Here is a 16,469-nt window from a genome sequence, read left to right on the forward strand (position 1 = left end):
TGTCATCTCCTTCGATGTTGAGTGTCACGTGACGTGGGTCGGGGGTCGGTCGGGTTTGCCGGGGCCGCGCTCACAGCCACGGCCCGTCCTCCGGCATGAAGATCAGGTCGCTGACCGGTGCCTCGGCGCCCGCCGCCGTCAGCATGGCGTGGATCTGCCCGCGGTGATGCGCCTGGTGATTGAACATGTGCCCGATGCAGAGCCCGATCGGCTTGGCCACATCCGCGCCCATCACGCCGGAATACCAGCTGATCTGCCCGGCCAGGTCGACGGCGCGCAGCTTTTCGGCCCAGAGCAGCAGCGCGGCGTCGGTCTGGAAACGGCCGACCTCCCAGTCGCCGCGGCTCGTCACCAAGGCGGGGCTGTCGCCGATGCCGCCCTCCGGCAGTGTGGTTCCGGCGAGGCGCGACAGCCAGACCCGATCACCCCAGAGCAGATGGCTCGCGGTGCCGAGGATCGAGCCGAAGAACGCCCCCCGCTCGGCCCGCAGCGCCGCGTCATCCAGCGTGGCAAAGGCCGCCTTGAGCTGACGGTTCTGCCACGCGTTGTAACGCGCCATGGTCACGCAATACTCCGGTGACAGGATCATCCGTCGGGTCCCCCTTCACATGTCTGCGCGCCCCATGCCCGCGGATGGCCTGCGCTGCAAGCCCCGCGCGGGTGTCGGCGTCAACTACGGGCAAGGTTGCAGAGCCGCGCGCCGAGGGCAACGCCCTTTCCGATCCGCGCACAATCTGCCCCGTTTCCGGTGAATTGGCGCGAAACTCTTAGGAATATGTCAAACCGGCTCTGGCACGCTGGCGGCGTGGGGTTCCCGAGGGGTGAGTTGCATCATGACCAACACCACGCGTTGCTGCCTGATTGTCGAGGATGCCGAGGTCGACCGGCGCATGATGCGCCGCGTCTTCTCGCGCCAGTATCCGCGCATGCCGCTGCTCTTTGCCCACAGCCTGGCCGAGGCGCGGCACAAGCTGGCCACCGAACACGTCGCGATCATCTTTCTCGACAATGCGCTGCCCGACGGGCGCGGCGTGGATTTCGTGGCCGAACTGGCCGGCGATGCGCGCTTCCGCGCCCTGCCCGTCATTCTCGTCAGCGACTGGCCGTCGCCCTTCATGTACGCCAAGGCACGCGCCGCCAATGTCCGGGCGATCTGGTCCAAGAGCGATTTCCGCGACGGCTCGGTCCGGCGCGCGGTGCGGACGCACGCCTTGTCGGCCTGAACCGCACACGCGCTCACGCCACGCGCGTGTGCCGTTCGCTGTCGAAATATCGCGGCCAAGTAAAGGTGAAGAGCGCCCCGCGTCCCTGCCCGTCCGACACGACTTTCATCTCGCCCCCGGCCAGCATCACGTGTTTCCGTGCGATGGCCAGGCCCATCCCGCTCCCCTCGACCTGGTCGCGCGATTTCAGCGTCTGGAACAGGCCGAAGATCCGGTCATGGTAGAGCGGGTCGATGCCGGGCCCGTCATTGCGCACGTGAAAGCGCCACATCTCGCCCGCCTCCTCGACGGAGATCTCGACCCGGCCGTCGGCACGGTCATGATGTTTGATCGCGTTGGACAGCAGGTTCAAGAGCACGCTGCGCAAGGGCATCTGCGGCAGTGAGATCGCATCAAATCCGGGTGCGAAATCGATCGTGAAACCGTCAGGCGGGGTCGACAACGCGCAGAGTTCCGCGCGCAACTCGGCCCCGGTGATGACCGGGCTTGGCGATTCGCCCATCTTCCGCCCGATCCGGGCATGTTCCAACAGATCGTCCAGCAGGTTCTGCATGCGGTCGATCCGGCTGCGCATCAGCGCAAGGTTCTCGCGCGTTTCCTCGTCGAGCGTCTCCCCGAGATCCTCCTCGATCCAGGTCGCGGCATTCTCGATCACGCGCAGCGGGGCCTTCAGGTCATGCGATGCGACGAAGGCATAACTGTTCAATTCGCTGTTGGAGGATTCCAGCGCCGCGATCAGCCGGGCACGGGTCGCCTCGTCCGCCAGCCGGCTTGACACGTCCCGCGCGATGCATACCCAATGCTGACCCGGGTCCCGCGAAATCGCGCTGAGCGTGACCTCGACCGGAACCGATCGACCGCCGAAGTGCGCGGCATCAAGAACCAGGGTCCTTCCCGCCTCCGACCCGTTCTGGCAGGCAACTCCCGACGTGTCGACCGTAAAGGTTCCCGGAACCAGGTCGTTCAAGGGCAGCCCGGTCAACCCGTCGCGTTCGACCCCGGCCATCCGGGCAAAGGCCGCGTTGGCATCCGTGATACGGCCGTGACGGCCAACGAAGACGACACCATCCTGCACGCTCTCGAAGACCGCCTCCGCATGTTTCACGGATTGCGCGACGAGCTCCTGCAAGGCCTCGAACAGTTCGTCGAAGCTGCGCGCAATCTGCCCGATCTCGTCCTTGCGGGTTGCCGGCAAGGCCGGCTTGCGCCGCCCGGCACGCGCCGCGTCGATCTCATCCGTCATGCGCAGAAACGGGGCCAGATGGCGCCGTACCGTCGCCCGCGCGAAACTGGTTGCCACCAGCACCATCAGGCAGCCGAACAGAACAAGGTAGCCGGCCCAGAGCCGCGTCTCGCGCGTGAACCTGTCAGCCTCGATGATCAATCCGGTCGTGAAACGCCCTCCCTCGATGGCCTCGTTCGTCGAAGAAATCGCCTCCAGGGCGAAGCCATCGACACGCTGCAAGCCACTGGATTGGCTGCTGTCCTGCAGCGCCCGCAATGCCTCCGCGCTGACCGGCGGCGGCCTGTCGACATATAGCCGGCCGGTGCCGGTATCGGGGTCGTAGACGAAACTCGCCGCGTAGGCGTCCCGGATGATGACCCTATGCGGCGGGGCGACCTCGCGGATCACCTTTCCCAAGAAGGCATTGGCATCCACATTGATAACGATCATGCCGAAAAGCTCCCCGTCCGCGTCAAACGCTGGCACGATGTAGCGCAGCACGGCCTGGCGCGGCTCGACGATGCGACCGTCTTGGTGGGCCCAGTTCAGACGCGAGATGTAGCGATCACCCGGGGTCAGCGCCTTGACCGCATCGAAATAGGGCGCCTGATCCCTTTTCTGCAGCTGATCCTCGCGCAGGATGACGATGTCGCCGCCAGACTTGTCCACGCGCACCAACTCACGGCCATCATCGGCCATACCGATGAAACGGATCTGCCGGTAGTCGGGACGCGCCTCGTGGAAGGACACGAAGATCTGTTGAAGACGCCGCCGCCAGTCGACGTCCCGCGAACTGCCATCCTGTGGATCCACGCCGGCGCTATGCGCGACGCGTGCCAACCCCTGGATCGGAGGAAGCTCAGACAGGATCCGGGCATCGGCCAGAACCATCGACAGGCGTTCGTTCAACCGCATTTGCACCCGCCCCAGCATCTCTTGCGACAGCGCGCGCGAGTAGCTCTGCTCGATCCGATGACCGATGAACAGGTGCAGACTGCCCTGCAAAAACAGCGCTCCGGCAAGGGTTAGCACGGCAGTCGTGACTATGCGCCCCTGTAGTGACATATGGGCTTGCGCCAGAACGGCCAGCAATGACGTCACCCCCTTTGGTCAGGCCCACCCAATCTGCACGACGAGAATTGCCAAGCGGTAAATCCGATCTGGACAATACGAGTGATCCGGCAGAGCCATTTCGGATCGCTTTAAGCCGCCATTAACAAGCAGCGCCTAACAGAAAGGGACAAGTGTTGCGGATTGCAGATCCGCTCCGTCACCCGGAGGAGGCCGCATGACCCAGATCATCCAAGCCCCCAAAGCGCAATCGCCTGGCCGATCCGACCGGCTGACCGTCATGGTTTTGGAAGATGACGAGGTCGACCGCATTCGGCTGATCAAGCTGTGTCGACGCGCAGGCCTGGAGGCTGCGTTTCACTGTGCCGCCGATCTGGGCGAATTCCAGGTGCAGCTGGATGCCCGTCCGTTCGACCTCGTCTTCATCGACTACCATCTGGGCCTCTCCACCGGGCAGGAGGCGCTGGATTTACTTCAGACCCACCCGGAGCAGCAGGACGCGATCAGCATCATGGTGACCAGCGTGGACGCACCCGATGTCATCATCCGCGCCATGCGATCCGGATGTGTCGATTACCTGATAAAGGAGGAACTTTGCGTCGAGACGATCCGCAAATCGGTGTTCACGGCTTTCCAAAAGACGCTGTTGCAAAGCACGCGGGACATCGATCGTTTGCGCGCCATCGCATTGGAGGAGATGCTCACGCGCTTCAGAGACAGCATGGAACCCGAGATGCGGCGCATCATGTCGGCGATGCTGTGGCGCATCCGGAGCCTGGGTAAGGTCAATGGGCAGACGCAACGCCACGTCCATCGCCGCGAGCTTGAGAACCTCTGTCTTGACCTGATCTCATTCCTGGATCGCAGTGAAACTTTGCTGGGAAAACCCGACCTTGAGGTTTTCATGAGCGCACAAAGCGCCGCAGGTGAAGTGAGATGAGCCATGCCGGGACCCTGTTTCAGATGGAGGCGGAACAACCCGCTGCAGCGGCCACGCGACCGGAAATTCTCTTGGTCGAAGATGACGACGCGGATGCCAAGGCCATGACTCGCGCCTTTCGTAAGGCCGGCCTTTCATTCCACGTACATCGCGCGATCGACGGGATCGAGGCGTTGGCCATGTTGCGAAATGACTTTGCGGGGTCAAACAGCTGCATCCTGATTTCCGATGTCAACATGCCCCGTATGAACGGGCACGAATTCCTGGCCGAGTTGCGTGCCGATCCCGTGCTGCGCCGGGCCATCGTCTTCTTCATGTCAACCTCGGCCGATCCGGATGACATCGATGCCGCCTATGATCGCAACGTTGCAGGCTACCTTTTGAAATCCGGGCTAAACAGCAACTACGATCTGCTGGTGGACACGCTCGACCGCTACACACGCCTGTGCCGTTTTCCGGCACTCGGCGCAGCAAGGAGTTGCTGAGGTGGACACGCTCGAGGTTCTCGTCGTCGATGATGATACCGCCGATCGCAAGTTGGTGCGACGCTATTTGTCCTCCGCCTTTCCCGAAGCGACCCTGCACGAGGCCGACGACGAGGACAGCGCTCTCGCCTGTCCGGCCCCGCGGCTTGATGCAATCCTGCTGGATTACCTGCTGCCCGGCTGCACCGGCTTGGAACTGCTGCCGGATCTACGCCAGAAATACCCTGGGGCGGCCTGTATCATGCTGACCGGCCAGGGGGACGAGGTCGTCGCAAAAAGCGCGATCAAGCATGGCGCCTGCGACTACATCCCGAAACGCAGCCTCACGGTTTCGGCACTGCAGCGCATGATCGAGCGGGGTCTCGAATTGGCCGAGATGCAGGCCAAACTGGATGACCAACGCAGGGAGCTCGAGGTATTTGCCGACGTGCTGGTTCACGATCTCAAGGCCCCGATCCGGGCGGTCAACTTCCTGACCTCGGAGCTTGCCGAGGATCTTGCCGCGGGTGACCACGGTTCCATTGATCAAACCCTTGCGTTGCTGCGACGTTCGGCGATGCAGATGCGCGCGCTGGTGGACAGTCTCGCCACCCACATTCGGATCGACCGCGAAGTTGAGTTCGAGACCGCCTCCTTGCGCGAAATCGTCACCAACGCAATGTTTGCGCTGAACCGTGACATTACCGAAACTCAGGCTGATATCCGCCTCCATTTCGAGGACCGCCCGCTTCATTGCTGTGTGCCGCAGCTGAGTCAATTGCTGCAGAACGTCATCTCGAACGCGATCAAGTATCGCGCGGACAGGCGTCCCGAAATCCGCATCACGGCCGAGCTGGTCGAGGAAGGCTGGCTGCGCATCGCGGTGTCCGACAATGGCATCGGCATCGACAGGCAATATGTCGACCGGATTTTCGAACCTTTCAAGCGTGCCCCCTCAACGGACGACATTGCCGGATCAGGGTTGGGGCTGGCCACCTGTCGCAAGATCGCCGACCGGCACGAAGGCACCATCTGGTGCCAGTCCGAACCGGGCGTCGGCACCACCGTCTTTCTCGATATTCCACATCGCGAGGCAAGCGAAGGGGCAGCCATGCCGACCAAGCCGCTTTCCAACATTTCGGACGCCCGCCTAACCGCCAGCAATTGAGGTTCCCGATGCTGCAAGCCACCGACTCCCCGCAAAAATTGCGGATTCTCGTCGTCGAAGATGACTTGATCGACCGCCTCCAAGTGCTGCGTGCCGTGGAAAAAACCGATATCGACTGCAGCTTTGACGAGGCGCTGAGCCTGAACAAGGCGCGCGAACTTCTGGTCATGAAGACCTATGACGTGATCCTGCTCGACAACCATTTGCCCGATGGCTACGGCGCGAAGTTCGCACGGGACATCACCGAAAGCGGCCTGTCCAAGGGCGCGCGGATTGTAATGCTTACGGGTGAGGTCAAGGTGGCCGAGGCGGTGGCAGAAGGCCATCAACCGTGGCAGCATGTGCTCGACAAGGACGATTTTTCGTTTCGCAAACTGCGCGAGATACTGCTCGAGCGACCAGATGAGCCGATCGAGGTGGCGACAGCCGAGGATTGCGTAGAACTTTTCAAGCTGCTTGCCAATGACAACCTGCCCGAGGCGCTGGAAACCCTCGAAAGCCTCAACGAGGAGGTCTGGGGGCGGATCGACAGCTCGGTTCGGGTGAAGCCATGACCGATCCCGACACCTCCACACAGAACGCTCTTAACGGACTGGCAACGTCGGTCTCGCCATGCCCGCATGTCCACGAAACGACAGATCGGTTGAAACCTCGGCCCAGATGTTTAGTTTGTCTAAGCGAAACCGATGCAGATCTGCTTGCCGGGATCGCTTTCCCGTTTCAGGACGCTTCTTTTGTCCGCAAGCGGACAGGTCGAACCCTTTCGACCTCGAAGGATCTGCGCGACGAAAGGACGACAGAGCATGACCGAGAAGAATCCCGACAAAGGTCACGTGGCCTTGTTTGGCTGGAGCCTGAACGCCATCGATGCCGTGGACCGCTTCGACCGACGCTATCTCGTTGTCGCCCCCCCATGGGCCGAGGAATACTGCGCTCAGAACGACATTCCCTTCATGGCGTGGGATTTCGACCGCCTGAACGAACGGTCCTACGAACTGGCGCAAAGACTGGAGGAACGCGGGGTCGATGTCGCGATCCCGATTTTCGAGGAAACCGTCGAATGGGCCGGCGCGGTGAATGCCGTGCTGCTCAAGAACCCGCGCCTGCTGGGCCAGTCCATGCTGTTCCGCGACAAGTCGCTGATGAAGCGCCGTGCGCAGCTAGGAGGTATCCGCGTCGGCGTTTTCGAGGAAGCACATGACCGCGGCGACGTGATCCGCTTTCTCAAGCGCGTGAACGAGACCCTGCTGAAGCTGGATGGCGACCCGAACGACCCGATCCACTTCAAAGCTTTCGACAAGTCCGGCACCGCCGGGCACCGCGTGATCCGCACGCCCGAAGACGTCGACAATATCCCGGACGAGGAGTTTCCCGCCCTGCTGGAGAGTCACCTGGATGGCTGGGAATTCGCGGTCGAGGCCTGGATCAAGGATCGCAAAATCCAATTCCTGAACATCTCGGAATATGTCACGCTGGGCTACTCGGTTTTCGTACCCGCCACGCCGGAGCTTGAGGCCCATCGCGAACGCATCACCAAGGAGATCGAGAAGCTGATCGAGGCCTTCGATATCGAGTTCGGCTTCATTCACCCCGAATACTTCCTGACCAGCGACAACACGCTCTACTTCGGCGAGGTTGCCTACCGGCCGCCGGGCTTCAACGCGCTGGAGCTGATCGAACGCGCCTACGGATTCAACGGCTACCAGGGCCTTGTCGTGGCCTTCGACCCCAAAACCACTAAAGAAGAACTAGACGCTTTCTTCCCGGAAGCGGTCACCGATGCCAAGGGCCATGCGGGCTGCTTCGGTGTCTACCCGCGGCGCCGCGTGGTCAGCCGGCTCGAAGTCCCGGAAGAGACCGCCAACCACCCCTATTTCGAGTTCCACGAACTGTCGGATCCGCGCGAACAGAAGGTTGCCAAGCGCTCGGCTTTCGGGACGCATTGGGGGCTGGCCTATTTCTTCGGTGACGATCCGCACAAATTGCGCGATCTTCTGAAGCATCAGGAAGAACTGGATTTCTACGTCTGATGAGTGTCGAGGAAGCCCCCGACCGGCAGGGGGACAGCACTGCCGGGGCGCCTGACGCGCAGGCCATGCGCCTGTGCGGCACGCTGGATGTCGCGATCGAGCGGCTGGAGCGCGCGCGTCCCTTTGCCAAGACCCGGTACCAACGCCCGGTGCTGGACGTGGCGGCCCGGCTGCTGTCGGTGCCGGGTGGCTTCGCTGCGTTGTGTACGCGCGCCATGCGCATGGATCGGGCCGGGCTGTTTGCAGGCTCGGACTGGGACACGCCCGAGGCGTTGCTGCCGCAGCTTTCGGGGGGCACCCTGGTCTCCGACGATCCCATCTACCGCGCGCTCGAGGCCTCCAGCCTCGCGCGGTTCCTCGCCGTGGCGAGCGGTGCGGGCCGGCATGACAACCTGCACTCCGAGGGTGCGCGGCATTTCCTGACACAGGTCCTGGCCCTGAACCTGCGCGACACGTTCGGCACGGTCGATGAGGCGCAGCGCGCGCTTGGCGATCGGCTGACCGTCAAGCGAGAGATCCTGCGCCATATCGCGGAGACAGTCGGGCTGACCGATGTGCTGGGCGTCATGGTTTCGGAAATCTGGCGCCTGCTCGAGCAACGCTCGGTACAGGTCGGCGTGGTCAAGGACATGATCGCCCAGATCGCGCTGGCCCTGCATGAGCGCGGGGCCGAGTTGGGCAACACGCGGCTGGGGGCGGAACGTCTTGTCAGCGCGCTGTTTGGCCCCACGGCGGGTTCGCTCGACGATCCCGGCATCGACGCCTATCTCGAGCGGATCGCCCATACCGACGAGGTCGGGCTCTCGCGCGAGGCAATGGGATTTGCGCGCGCCATGCACGACACCGGCCTCGTCTCGGATTACCACGCGGCCTTCCTGCGCTGGGCGCTGGATTACCGCGACCGCCCACTTGTGCCCGAGGCGCTGGGACTCGGCACGACAGGCCTCGACAGTTGGCGCCATTATCGCCGCGTGATCGAGGATCTGATCCGCGCTGCAGTCACCCCCGCCACGCCGCAGGCGGCCTACGGGCTGGCCATGCTGCTGGAGCGCGGCGTGCTGCACAACGCGCCCATGGTGCCCGCGCTCGACCGGCAATTGCGGCTGCGGCTGAAAGGGGCCACGCGCGACCGCATCGCGCTGGGCTTTGGCGAGGCCGCCCCGCCCGAGACGCATCTGCTGGCCGGTGTGCTGCAGATCCTTGGCCAGCCGCTGGGCGTCGGACAGGGCGCCAACCCCACCTGCCAATCGGCGCGCGCCATCGCCATGTGGGCGCTGATCGACCCCGATTACCTGCTGCACCTGATCGGCCAGGCGGCCGAGTTCGAGACCGTGCAGATGCAGTTCGAAGGGACCGAGATCAACTCGACCGACCTGCCGGTCGGCCTGGCGGGCTTCGGACCGATCGACGCGGACCCGGTCTCGGTCCTGCTGGTGACGCATCTCGACCGCATCTATGCCGAGATGGGACGGCTCTGCGCCGGGCGCGAGGGCGATCCCCATCGCTGGATCAACCCGCAATTCCACGGCTGGTGGGTGGCGCGGGGCTGCGCGGTGGCCGTGGACGTCGCCACTGGCAAGCTGAAGGCGTATGAGGATTTCCTGCGTCGTTTCTTCCTGACCTACCATCCCGAATACAATGGCGGCCGGCCGGTCAGCCATCCGCAACCTGCGGGCATCGCGGTAACCGATGCCAACGCGCAGTTCGTGGGTTGGCACGCAATCGCGATCCTGCGCGTGGCCGAGGATCAGACGGGGCGCATGCGGGTCTATTTCTACAATCCCAACAATGACAGCGGCCAGAACTGGGGCGACGACGTCATCGTCTCGACCGGCGGCAATGGCGAGCGGTATGGCGAGGGGTCGCTGGAATTCGAGGATTTCCTGTCGCGAATCTACCTCTTCCACGAGGATCCGCTGCGCGTCGATGACGAGGTCGAGGTGCCGGCCGAGGCCTTGGCCGATGTCCGCCGCCGGGCCGTTGCCAGTTGGGCCGCCGAACGGGTGCCGGATGCGGACGTGGCGGGCAGCGACGCGTGACCGGACCCGCGGCAACGTGGCAGCGGCGCCCTGCCCCGCGTTAACTTCCAAAGCGCTTGCGTGAATTTTACGTAACGTCAGGATTCCCTTACTGACTCGACAGGGGGCGCCATGGTATCTTTCGTATATCGGCAGATACCAGCCGACAGTTCCAGGATTTCATCGGGGCGCTCAGCAAGCGATTTTCGCTCGGTATTGAAACAGGGGGTTTTATCCGTTTCTTGCCTATCAAGACGGGGCGGTGCCGCAGGGCCCGCCCCCTTTTCTTTGCCGGCCAGTGGTCGTAACCCCATGGGCACGGCGACAGGGCCGAGTCTTGGGCAGATGACATGCGATACGAATACAAGGTGATCCCGGCTCCCGAAAAGGGCGAGCGGACGCGGGGCGTGACCGGAGCCGAGGGGCGATTCGCTGCCGCGGTGGAGCGAATCATGAACGACATGGCCGAGCATGGCTGGGAGTACCAGCGCTCGGACACGTTGCCCTCGGAAGAGCGCAGCGGCTTCACGCGGCGCGTGACGGTCTGGCGCAACCTGCTGGTCTTCCGGCGCGCCGTGGAAGAGCCCGAGGCAGAACCCGAGGCGCCGCCCGTCATGCTGGAGGCGCCGAAACCCGTGGGCGTCTCGGCGCCGGACCCCGAACCGGCCCCCGAGCCTGAACCGGAGCCCGCGCCGGAACCGGAACCGCAGCCCGAACCTGACCCCGAGCCGGAGGAGCCGAAGGCGGCAGAGCCCGAACATGTTGCGGAAGACGTGGAAGAGGAGTTCGACGCCGCCGCGGCGCAGGATGCGGCCGACCAGGACGCGCTGGCCGAGCTCGAGGCCGCCGAGCGGGCCCGCGACGAGGAGCGCGAGCGCGCCCGCGATGCCGCGCGGCTGGCCGAGCGCCCGGACCGGGCCCGCGCGCGGGCCGCGCGCGAGGTGCTGTCAGATAACGGGGTCGAGGATGTGGAGCCCGTCAACTCCCTGCCCGGCGCGCTGCGCGCCCGCGCGGCACGGCTGAAACCCAAGCCCTGAACCCCACACCTTCGGGCTCAGGCGCCGATATCCAGCGACAGCGCGTGGATCTGCCCGACCAGCTCGGGCCCCAGCGCCGCGTGCACGGCGCGGTGCCGGGCGATGCGCGACTGCCCGGCAAAGCCCGGGGCGCGGATCGTGACGTGGAAATGGCTCTCTCCGCTGCCGTCATCGCCTGCATGGCCGGCATGGCGCGCGCTGTCATTGCGCACCTCCAGCGTCTCGGGCGCAAAGGCCTCTTGCAGCTTTGCGCGGATCTCTTCTGCTCGTGACATTTTTACGGTCAGCCCCCTGTAAACTCCGTACGGATTGTCTAAACTCTGGCGTCCGAGTCGAGAAGAGGTGCGATATGAGCAGACCCGATCCCTTCGGTTTCGACATGTCCGTGAAGTCCGCGAAGAAGAAAAATCCCCGTGGACGCAAGGGCATGACCGGCGAACAGGAGACGTCGCAGCGGGTCTGCGACCACGAAGGATGTCAGGAACCCGGCAAGTTTCGCGCGCCCAAGGCGCCCGATGTGCTGGATGATTTCTACTGGTTCTGCAAGGACCACGTCCGCGAGTACAATGCCAAGTGGAGCTTCTTCGACGGCAAGACCGAGGCCGAGATGAACGCCCAGAATTCGCAGGACAAGGTGTGGGAACGGCGCACCAAGGACTGGCGCGATCCCGAGGCCAAGGCCTGGGCGCGGCTGGGCATCGAGGACCCCCACCAGGTGCTGGGCGACAATGCCACGCGCAACCCCGGCAAGAAGAACGGTGGCAGCCGTCGCCTGCCGCCCACCGAACGCCGCGCGCTCGAGATCCTCGAGGCCGAGGACACGATGAGCAAGGCCGAGATCCGCAAGGCCTACAAGGCGCTGATCAAGGTGCTGCACCCCGACATGAATGGTGGCGACCGCAGCCAGGAAGAGCAGCTGCAACAGGTCGTCTGGGCCTGGGACCAGCTGAAAGACAGCCGCAGCTTCAAATAGGCCGCGCGACCGTGCGACTCGAAAAAGCCGGGCACCCATGGAACGGGTGGCCGGCTTTTTCGTCTCGGGCTGTGTGACGGAGCAAACGCGCGGTGCCGACACAAATGCGGTCGGCGCGACGCCGCGTATCTTGCGCATTGGGGGATGGACGCGACGCCGCAGGCGCCACTAGGCTGGAACCGCGCCGGCTGACACCAGGCGTGGCAGACCACTCACGGAGGCGGGCGCCGGGTCGACAGATGACCCGGTGTCCGCCGCGCCCTCAGGCGCTGGCCGGTTGGAAGGTCAGGCTGATCCCGTTGATGCAATGGCGCTTGCCGGTGGGCGGCGGCCCGTCATCGAAGATATGGCCCAGATGCGAGCCGCAGCGGCGGCAATGGCATTCGGTGCGCACGTAGATCAGCACCCGGTCGGGCTTGGTCTCGATCGCGTCGGGCAGCGCCTGCGTGAAGGACGGCCAGCCGGTGCCGCTGTCGAACTTGTGTTCCGAGGAGTAAAGCGGCAGGTCGCATCCCTTGCACAGGAAGGTGCCGGCGCGTTTCTCGTCGTTGAGCGGCGAGGTGAAGGCCCGTTCGGTGCCCTCCTTGCGCATCACGCGATACTCGGCATCGCTGAGCATGGCGCGCCACTCGGCCTCGGTCCGGGTGATCTCGAAATCGCCCTCGGCGGCGAGGCTGCGGCTGCCGGGAAGGATCGCCGCGGCGGCGGCTAGGAAAGCTCTGCGGTTCATGGGACGCCTCCTTTCACTGGGGCAAGGATGCGCCCCCGGCCGTATCGGAACAAGCCGGGGGCGCGCACGATTGCGCGAGGCCGGACGGGGACGGGGCCACGCGCAACCGGCGGGGCGGGCATGAGGGAACTCCGCCCGCGCCGAGGCCGGCGCTTACTGCTGCGGCAGCAGCACGCGGTCGATGACGTGGATCACGCCGTTGGACTGGCGCACATCGGCGATGGTCACCTCGGCCTCGCGGCCGTTCTCGTCGGTCAGGATGATGTCATTGCCGCGCATCGAGGCCTGCAGCGTGCAGCCGCCCACGGTCTCGACCGGGTGCATGCCGCCATCATCGGCGATCATCCCGGCAATCGCGTCGGACATGGCGTTCGCGGCGACAACGTGGCAGGTCAGGATCTGCTGGAGCTGCGCCTGCGCGCGCGGCTCCATCAGCGCGGCCATGCTCTCGTCCGAGATCCGGTCGAAGGCGGCATCGGTCGGCGCGAAGACGGTGAAGGGGCCGTCCGAGTTCAGCGTGTCCACCAGCTCGGCCGCCTGCACCGCGGCGACAAGCGTCTCGTGATCGGCCGAGTTCACGGCGTTCTCGACGATGGTGCGGTCGGCGAACATCGGCGCGCCGCCAACCATCGGGTTGTCCTGCGCGGCAGCGCCGGTGGCCAGCGTGGCGGCGGTGAGGCTGATGGCGAGCGATTTGGTGAAGGTCATTGTCTATCCTTTCCCTGTATGATGCCGCGCCCCGTTCGGGCGTGGTCTGCAAGGAAACACGCACGCGGTTGCGCAGCAGTTTCAGCCGGTTGCGGATTTTTCTGCACACGGAGCGGTCACGTCGGCGTGAGCGGCGGCCCGCGTCGCAGCAATACCCGCGCGTGCCGCATTCGCCCCTTTCGCCGGCGCGCAAAACCCCTAGGGTCGCGCGGGAACGCGCGGCCGGTTTCCGGCCCCGGCCATTCGCCCGGCACCGATCCCGCGCCGCCTGACCACATGCCCTGCGGGCCGGCGCGCCCGTCCGCAGCCACGCGAAGGGAGCCCTGCCAGATGTTTCTGTCCGTCTTCGACATGTTCAAGGTCGGTGTCGGCCCGTCCTCGTCCCACACGATGGGGCCGATGGTGGCCGGGGCGCGCTTTCTCGACAGGCTGCGCGCCGCGCCCTTCACGCCGCACGGGATGCGCGCGGTGCTGCATGGCTCGCTGGCCTTCACCGGGATCGGCCACGCCACCGACCGGGCCACGATCCTCGGCCTCGCCGGCTTCCGCCCCGAAAGCTACGATGCCGAGGCGGCCGAGACCGCGCTGGCCCGGATCCGCGACACGGGTCAACTCGAGCCCGAGGGGCTGCCCGCCCTGGCCTTCGATCCCGCCCGCGACCTGGTCTTCGATCACGGCCCCGCCCTGCCCGGCCATGCCAACGGCATGATCCTCAAGGCCATGGATGCGCAGGGCGACGTGATCCTGCAGGAGACCTATTACTCGGTGGGCGGCGGCTTCGTGCTGACCGAGGCCGAACTGGCCGCGGGGCGCGACACCGATGACGGCCCGCCGGTGCCCTACCCGTTCAAGAGCGCCGCCGAGATGCTGGAGATGGCGCAGGCCTCGGGGCTGAGCATCGCGGGCATGAAACGCGCCAACGAGCTGTCGCGCGGCGGGGTCGACCGGCTCGATCGCGGGCTGTCGCGGATCTGGGAGGTGATGGAAGCCTGCATGGAGCGCGGCCTGACCGAGACCGGCGAGTTGCCCGGCGGGCTGCGCGTCAGGCGCCGCGCCCGTGCCATCCATGACCAGCTGCAGGCCGAGCGCGGCATGAACCTCGCCCCGCCGCACACGATCAATGACTGGATGAGCGTCTATGCCATGGCCGTGAACGAGGAGAACGCCGCCGGCGGGCAGGTCGTCACCGCGCCCACGAACGGGGCAGCTGGCGTGGTACCCGCGGTGATCCGCTACTGGCTGGACCACGTGCCCGGCGCCACGCGCAAACGCATCCCCGAATTCCTGCTGACCGCCGCCGCGATCGGCGGGCTTGTCAAGTACAATGCCTCGATCTCGGGCGCCGAGGCGGGCTGCCAGGCCGAGGTGGGCAGCGCCTCGGCCATGGCCGCGGCGGGGCTTGCGGCGGTGATGGGCGGCAGCCCGGCCCAGATCGAGAACGCCGCCGAGATCGCGCTGGAGCATCACCTGGGCATGACCTGCGACCCGGTGAAGGGGCTGGTGCAGGTGCCCTGCATCGAGCGCAACGGGCTGGGCGCGATCAAGGCGGTCTCGGCCGCCTCGCTGTCCCTGCGCGGCGACGGCACGCACCTTGTGCCGCTCGATGCCTGTATCGAGACCATGCGCCAGACTGGCCACGACATGAGCGAGAAATACAAGGAGACCTCGCTCGGCGGCTTGGCCGTCAACGTGCCGAACTGCTAGGGGGCGCTGCCCCCGCCCTTCGGGCGCCCCCGGAGTATTCTTCGGAAAGATGAAAGATACGAGGGGCGCCGACCGGGGGGGGCCGGCGCCCGGGGCGTGGCGTGTCAGGCGGCGCTGGAGCGCAGGCCGTCCTCGGCCGCGGCCGTGGGGACGAGCGCCTTGACGAGGTCGGTCATCTTCAGCACGCCCACCTGTCGACCCTTGTGCATGACGCGGAAGGTCAGATCGGTGCGGCCCTCGGAGCGGGCGATCACCTCTTCCAGCGTGTCGTCGCGGTCGACATCGCCCGCGACCTCGGCCGGCGCCTCGCCGGTCTTCTCCATAACCGAGCGGACGCGCAGCACGCGGGCGCGGTTGATGTCGGAGATGAAGTCCACGATGTAGGGATCGTTGGGCTGCATCAGGATCTCCTGCGGCTCGCCCTGCTGGACCACGAACCCGTCCTTGAGGATGACCAGGTGGTCGGCCAGTTTCAGCGCCTCGTCGAGGTCATGCGAGATGAAGACCACGGTCTTTTTCAGCTCATCCTGCAGCTCCAGCAGCAGGTCCTGCATGTCGGTGCGGATGAGCGGGTCGAGCGCCGAGAAGGCCTCGTCCATCAGCATCACCGGCGAGTTCGAGGTCAGCGCGCGCGCGATGCCCACGCGCTGCTGCATGCCGCCGGAAAGCTGGTGGGGGTATTGCGCCCCCACATCCGTCAGCCCGACGCGGTCCAGCCATTTCTGCGCCTCGCTTTCGTATTCCGAGCGCGGCAGGCCGCGCACGTCGAGCGCCATGCCGGCATTCTCCAGCACGGTGCGGTGCGGCAGCAGCGCGAAATGCTGGAACACCATGGACATCTCCTCGCGGCGCAGGCGGCGCAGCTCTTTCGGGCCGAGATCCACCACGTTCTCGCCGTTCAGCAGCACCTCGCCGGCGGTGGGTTCGATCAGCCGGTTGAGGTGGCGGATCAGCGTGGACTTGCCCGAGCCGGACAGCCCCATCATCACCGTGATGTCGCCTTCCTTGATGTCGACATTGATGTTGTTGAGCCCCAGCACGTGGCGATGGGACTCCATCAGTTCCTCCTTGCTCATCCCGGCCTTGACCTTGTCCAGCACGCTGGCCGGGTTGGCGCCGAAGATCTTGTAGAGGTTGCGGATCGCGATCTTGGTCGTCTTCTCGGAACGGGTCATGGC

The 16,469-nt window shown here is 65.3% G+C and carries 16 protein-coding genes; 10 read left to right on the plus strand and 6 right to left on the minus strand.

The features are described 5' to 3' along the window. Nucleotides 1–70: 70 nt before the first annotated feature. Nucleotides 71–589 (minus strand): DinB family protein, encoded by a 519-nt coding sequence (locus AVJ23_RS04160; RefSeq protein ID WP_058860903.1) that lies wholly within the window; start codon nt 587–589, stop codon nt 71–73. A 244-nt stretch (nt 590–833) separates the two neighbouring features. Here AVJ23_RS04160 and AVJ23_RS04165 point away from each other — a divergent pair, with 244 nt between their 5' ends. After that, nucleotides 834–1,223 (plus strand): response regulator, encoded by a 390-nt coding sequence (locus AVJ23_RS04165; protein ID WP_058860904.1) that lies wholly within the window; start codon nt 834–836, stop codon nt 1,221–1,223. Nucleotides 1,224–1,236: 13 nt separating this feature from the next. Here AVJ23_RS04165 and AVJ23_RS04170 read toward each other — a convergent pair whose 3' ends face one another. Then, nucleotides 1,237–3,540, minus strand: coding sequence for an ATP-binding protein (locus AVJ23_RS04170; RefSeq protein WP_084794286.1), 2,304 nt, complete (start codon nt 3,538–3,540; stop codon nt 1,237–1,239). Nucleotides 3,541–3,736: 196 nt separating this feature from the next. Between AVJ23_RS04170 and AVJ23_RS04175 the strand changes: the two genes are divergently transcribed. The 7 genes from AVJ23_RS04175 to AVJ23_RS23155 all read left to right on the plus strand — a co-directional run bounded on the left by AVJ23_RS04175 (nt 3,737) and on the right by AVJ23_RS23155 (nt 11,176). Continuing rightward, a complete protein-coding gene (locus AVJ23_RS04175) occupies nt 3,737–4,459 on the plus strand; it encodes a response regulator (RefSeq protein WP_058860906.1) in 723 nt (240 codons plus the stop codon). Further along, entirely contained in the window at nt 4,456–4,944 is a 489-nt protein-coding gene (locus tag AVJ23_RS04180; protein WP_240484517.1) for a response regulator, read from the plus strand. The genes AVJ23_RS04175 and AVJ23_RS04180 overlap by 4 nt, the downstream gene beginning before the upstream one ends. Before the next feature lies 1 nt (nt 4,945). Next, the gene (locus AVJ23_RS04185; RefSeq protein ID WP_058860907.1) at nt 4,946–6,091 is read left to right on the plus strand and encodes a sensor histidine kinase; all 1,146 of its coding nucleotides are present in this window, start codon (nt 4,946–4,948) and stop codon (nt 6,089–6,091) included. A gap of 8 nt (nt 6,092–6,099) precedes the next feature. Further along, on the plus strand, nt 6,100–6,645 hold the full coding sequence (locus AVJ23_RS04190) for a response regulator (protein ID WP_058860908.1): 546 nt from the start codon (nt 6,100–6,102) through the stop codon (nt 6,643–6,645). A 249-nt stretch (nt 6,646–6,894) separates the two neighbouring features. Further along, complete coding sequence (locus tag AVJ23_RS04195; RefSeq protein WP_058860909.1) at nt 6,895–8,121, plus strand: ATP-grasp domain-containing protein; 1,227 nt, start codon at nt 6,895–6,897, stop codon at nt 8,119–8,121. Further along, nucleotides 8,121–10,160 (plus strand): hypothetical protein, encoded by a 2,040-nt coding sequence (locus AVJ23_RS04200; protein WP_058860910.1) that lies wholly within the window; start codon nt 8,121–8,123, stop codon nt 10,158–10,160. Before AVJ23_RS04195 ends, AVJ23_RS04200 begins: the two co-directional genes overlap by 1 nt. Nucleotides 10,161–10,591: 431 nt before the next feature. Then, on the plus strand, nt 10,592–11,176 hold the full coding sequence (locus tag AVJ23_RS23155) for a hypothetical protein (protein WP_205626827.1): 585 nt from the start codon (nt 10,592–10,594) through the stop codon (nt 11,174–11,176). Between the two features lie 17 nt (nt 11,177–11,193). On the opposite strand, the gene AVJ23_RS04210 is transcribed toward AVJ23_RS23155, so the two are convergent. Beyond that, nucleotides 11,194–11,451: a BolA family protein gene (locus tag AVJ23_RS04210; RefSeq protein ID WP_058860911.1), complete on the minus strand. Its 258-nt coding sequence runs from the start codon at nt 11,449–11,451 to the stop codon at nt 11,194–11,196. A 74-nt stretch (nt 11,452–11,525) separates the two neighbouring features. Here AVJ23_RS04210 and AVJ23_RS04215 point away from each other — a divergent pair, with 74 nt between their 5' ends. Next, nucleotides 11,526–12,149 (plus strand): J domain-containing protein, encoded by a 624-nt coding sequence (locus AVJ23_RS04215; RefSeq protein ID WP_058860912.1) that lies wholly within the window; start codon nt 11,526–11,528, stop codon nt 12,147–12,149. 262 nt (nt 12,150–12,411) lie between these two features. On the opposite strand, the gene msrB is transcribed toward AVJ23_RS04215, so the two are convergent. Together msrB and AVJ23_RS04225 are read right to left on the minus strand one after the other, a co-directional pair. Next, entirely contained in the window at nt 12,412–12,879 is a 468-nt protein-coding gene (gene msrB / locus AVJ23_RS04220; protein ID WP_058860913.1) for a peptide-methionine (R)-S-oxide reductase MsrB, read from the minus strand. Between the two features lie 153 nt (nt 12,880–13,032). After that, nucleotides 13,033–13,587 carry a fasciclin domain-containing protein gene (locus AVJ23_RS04225; RefSeq protein WP_058860914.1) on the minus strand — a complete coding sequence of 185 codons (555 nt, stop codon included), beginning with the start codon at nt 13,585–13,587 and terminating at the stop codon, nt 13,033–13,035. 330 nt (nt 13,588–13,917) lie between these two features. On the opposite strand from AVJ23_RS04225, the gene AVJ23_RS04230 reads away from it, so the two are divergent. Further along, nucleotides 13,918–15,291 (plus strand): L-serine ammonia-lyase, encoded by a 1,374-nt coding sequence (locus AVJ23_RS04230; protein WP_058860915.1) that lies wholly within the window; start codon nt 13,918–13,920, stop codon nt 15,289–15,291. 104 nt (nt 15,292–15,395) lie between these two features. Here the strand turns inward: AVJ23_RS04230 and AVJ23_RS04235 are convergent, their stop codons facing one another. Continuing rightward, nucleotides 15,396–16,466: a betaine/proline/choline family ABC transporter ATP-binding protein gene (locus tag AVJ23_RS04235; RefSeq protein ID WP_058860916.1), complete on the minus strand. Its 1,071-nt coding sequence runs from the start codon at nt 16,464–16,466 to the stop codon at nt 15,396–15,398. Nucleotides 16,467–16,469 lie beyond the last annotated feature (3 nt).

This window comes from Pseudoponticoccus marisrubri, assembly GCF_001482405.1.
GTDB classification, from domain to species: Bacteria; Pseudomonadota; Alphaproteobacteria; order Rhodobacterales; family Rhodobacteraceae; genus Pseudoponticoccus; species Pseudoponticoccus marisrubri.

Bases quoted from the DNA above. Each gene is read 5' to 3' on its own strand.
- AVJ23_RS04230 (WP_058860915.1), top strand. From the start codon at position 13,918: ATGTTTCTGTCCGTCTTCGACATGTTCAAGGTCGGTGTCGGCCCGTCC.
- AVJ23_RS04225 (WP_058860914.1), bottom strand. From the start codon at position 13,587: ATGACCTTCACCAAATCGCTCGCCATCAGCCTCACCGCCGCCACGCTG.
- AVJ23_RS04210 (WP_058860911.1), bottom strand. From the start codon at position 11,451: ATGTCACGAGCAGAAGAGATCCGCGCAAAGCTGCAAGAGGCCTTTGCG.
- AVJ23_RS04195 (WP_058860909.1), top strand. From the start codon at position 6,895: ATGACCGAGAAGAATCCCGACAAAGGTCACGTGGCCTTGTTTGGCTGG.
- AVJ23_RS04175 (WP_058860906.1), top strand. From the start codon at position 3,737: ATGACCCAGATCATCCAAGCCCCCAAAGCGCAATCGCCTGGCCGATCC.
- AVJ23_RS04165 (WP_058860904.1), top strand. From the start codon at position 834: ATGACCAACACCACGCGTTGCTGCCTGATTGTCGAGGATGCCGAGGTC.
- AVJ23_RS04180 (WP_240484517.1), top strand. From the start codon at position 4,456: ATGAGCCATGCCGGGACCCTGTTTCAGATGGAGGCGGAACAACCCGCT.
- AVJ23_RS23155 (WP_205626827.1), top strand. From the start codon at position 10,592: ATGAACGACATGGCCGAGCATGGCTGGGAGTACCAGCGCTCGGACACG.
- AVJ23_RS04215 (WP_058860912.1), top strand. From the start codon at position 11,526: ATGAGCAGACCCGATCCCTTCGGTTTCGACATGTCCGTGAAGTCCGCG.
- AVJ23_RS04200 (WP_058860910.1), top strand. From the start codon at position 8,121: ATGAGTGTCGAGGAAGCCCCCGACCGGCAGGGGGACAGCACTGCCGGG.
- AVJ23_RS04190 (WP_058860908.1), top strand. From the start codon at position 6,100: ATGCTGCAAGCCACCGACTCCCCGCAAAAATTGCGGATTCTCGTCGTC.
- msrB (WP_058860913.1), bottom strand. From the start codon at position 12,879: ATGAACCGCAGAGCTTTCCTAGCCGCCGCCGCGGCGATCCTTCCCGGC.
- AVJ23_RS04235 (WP_058860916.1), bottom strand. From the start codon at position 16,466: ATGACCCGTTCCGAGAAGACGACCAAGATCGCGATCCGCAACCTCTAC.
- AVJ23_RS04160 (WP_058860903.1), bottom strand. From the start codon at position 589: ATGATCCTGTCACCGGAGTATTGCGTGACCATGGCGCGTTACAACGCG.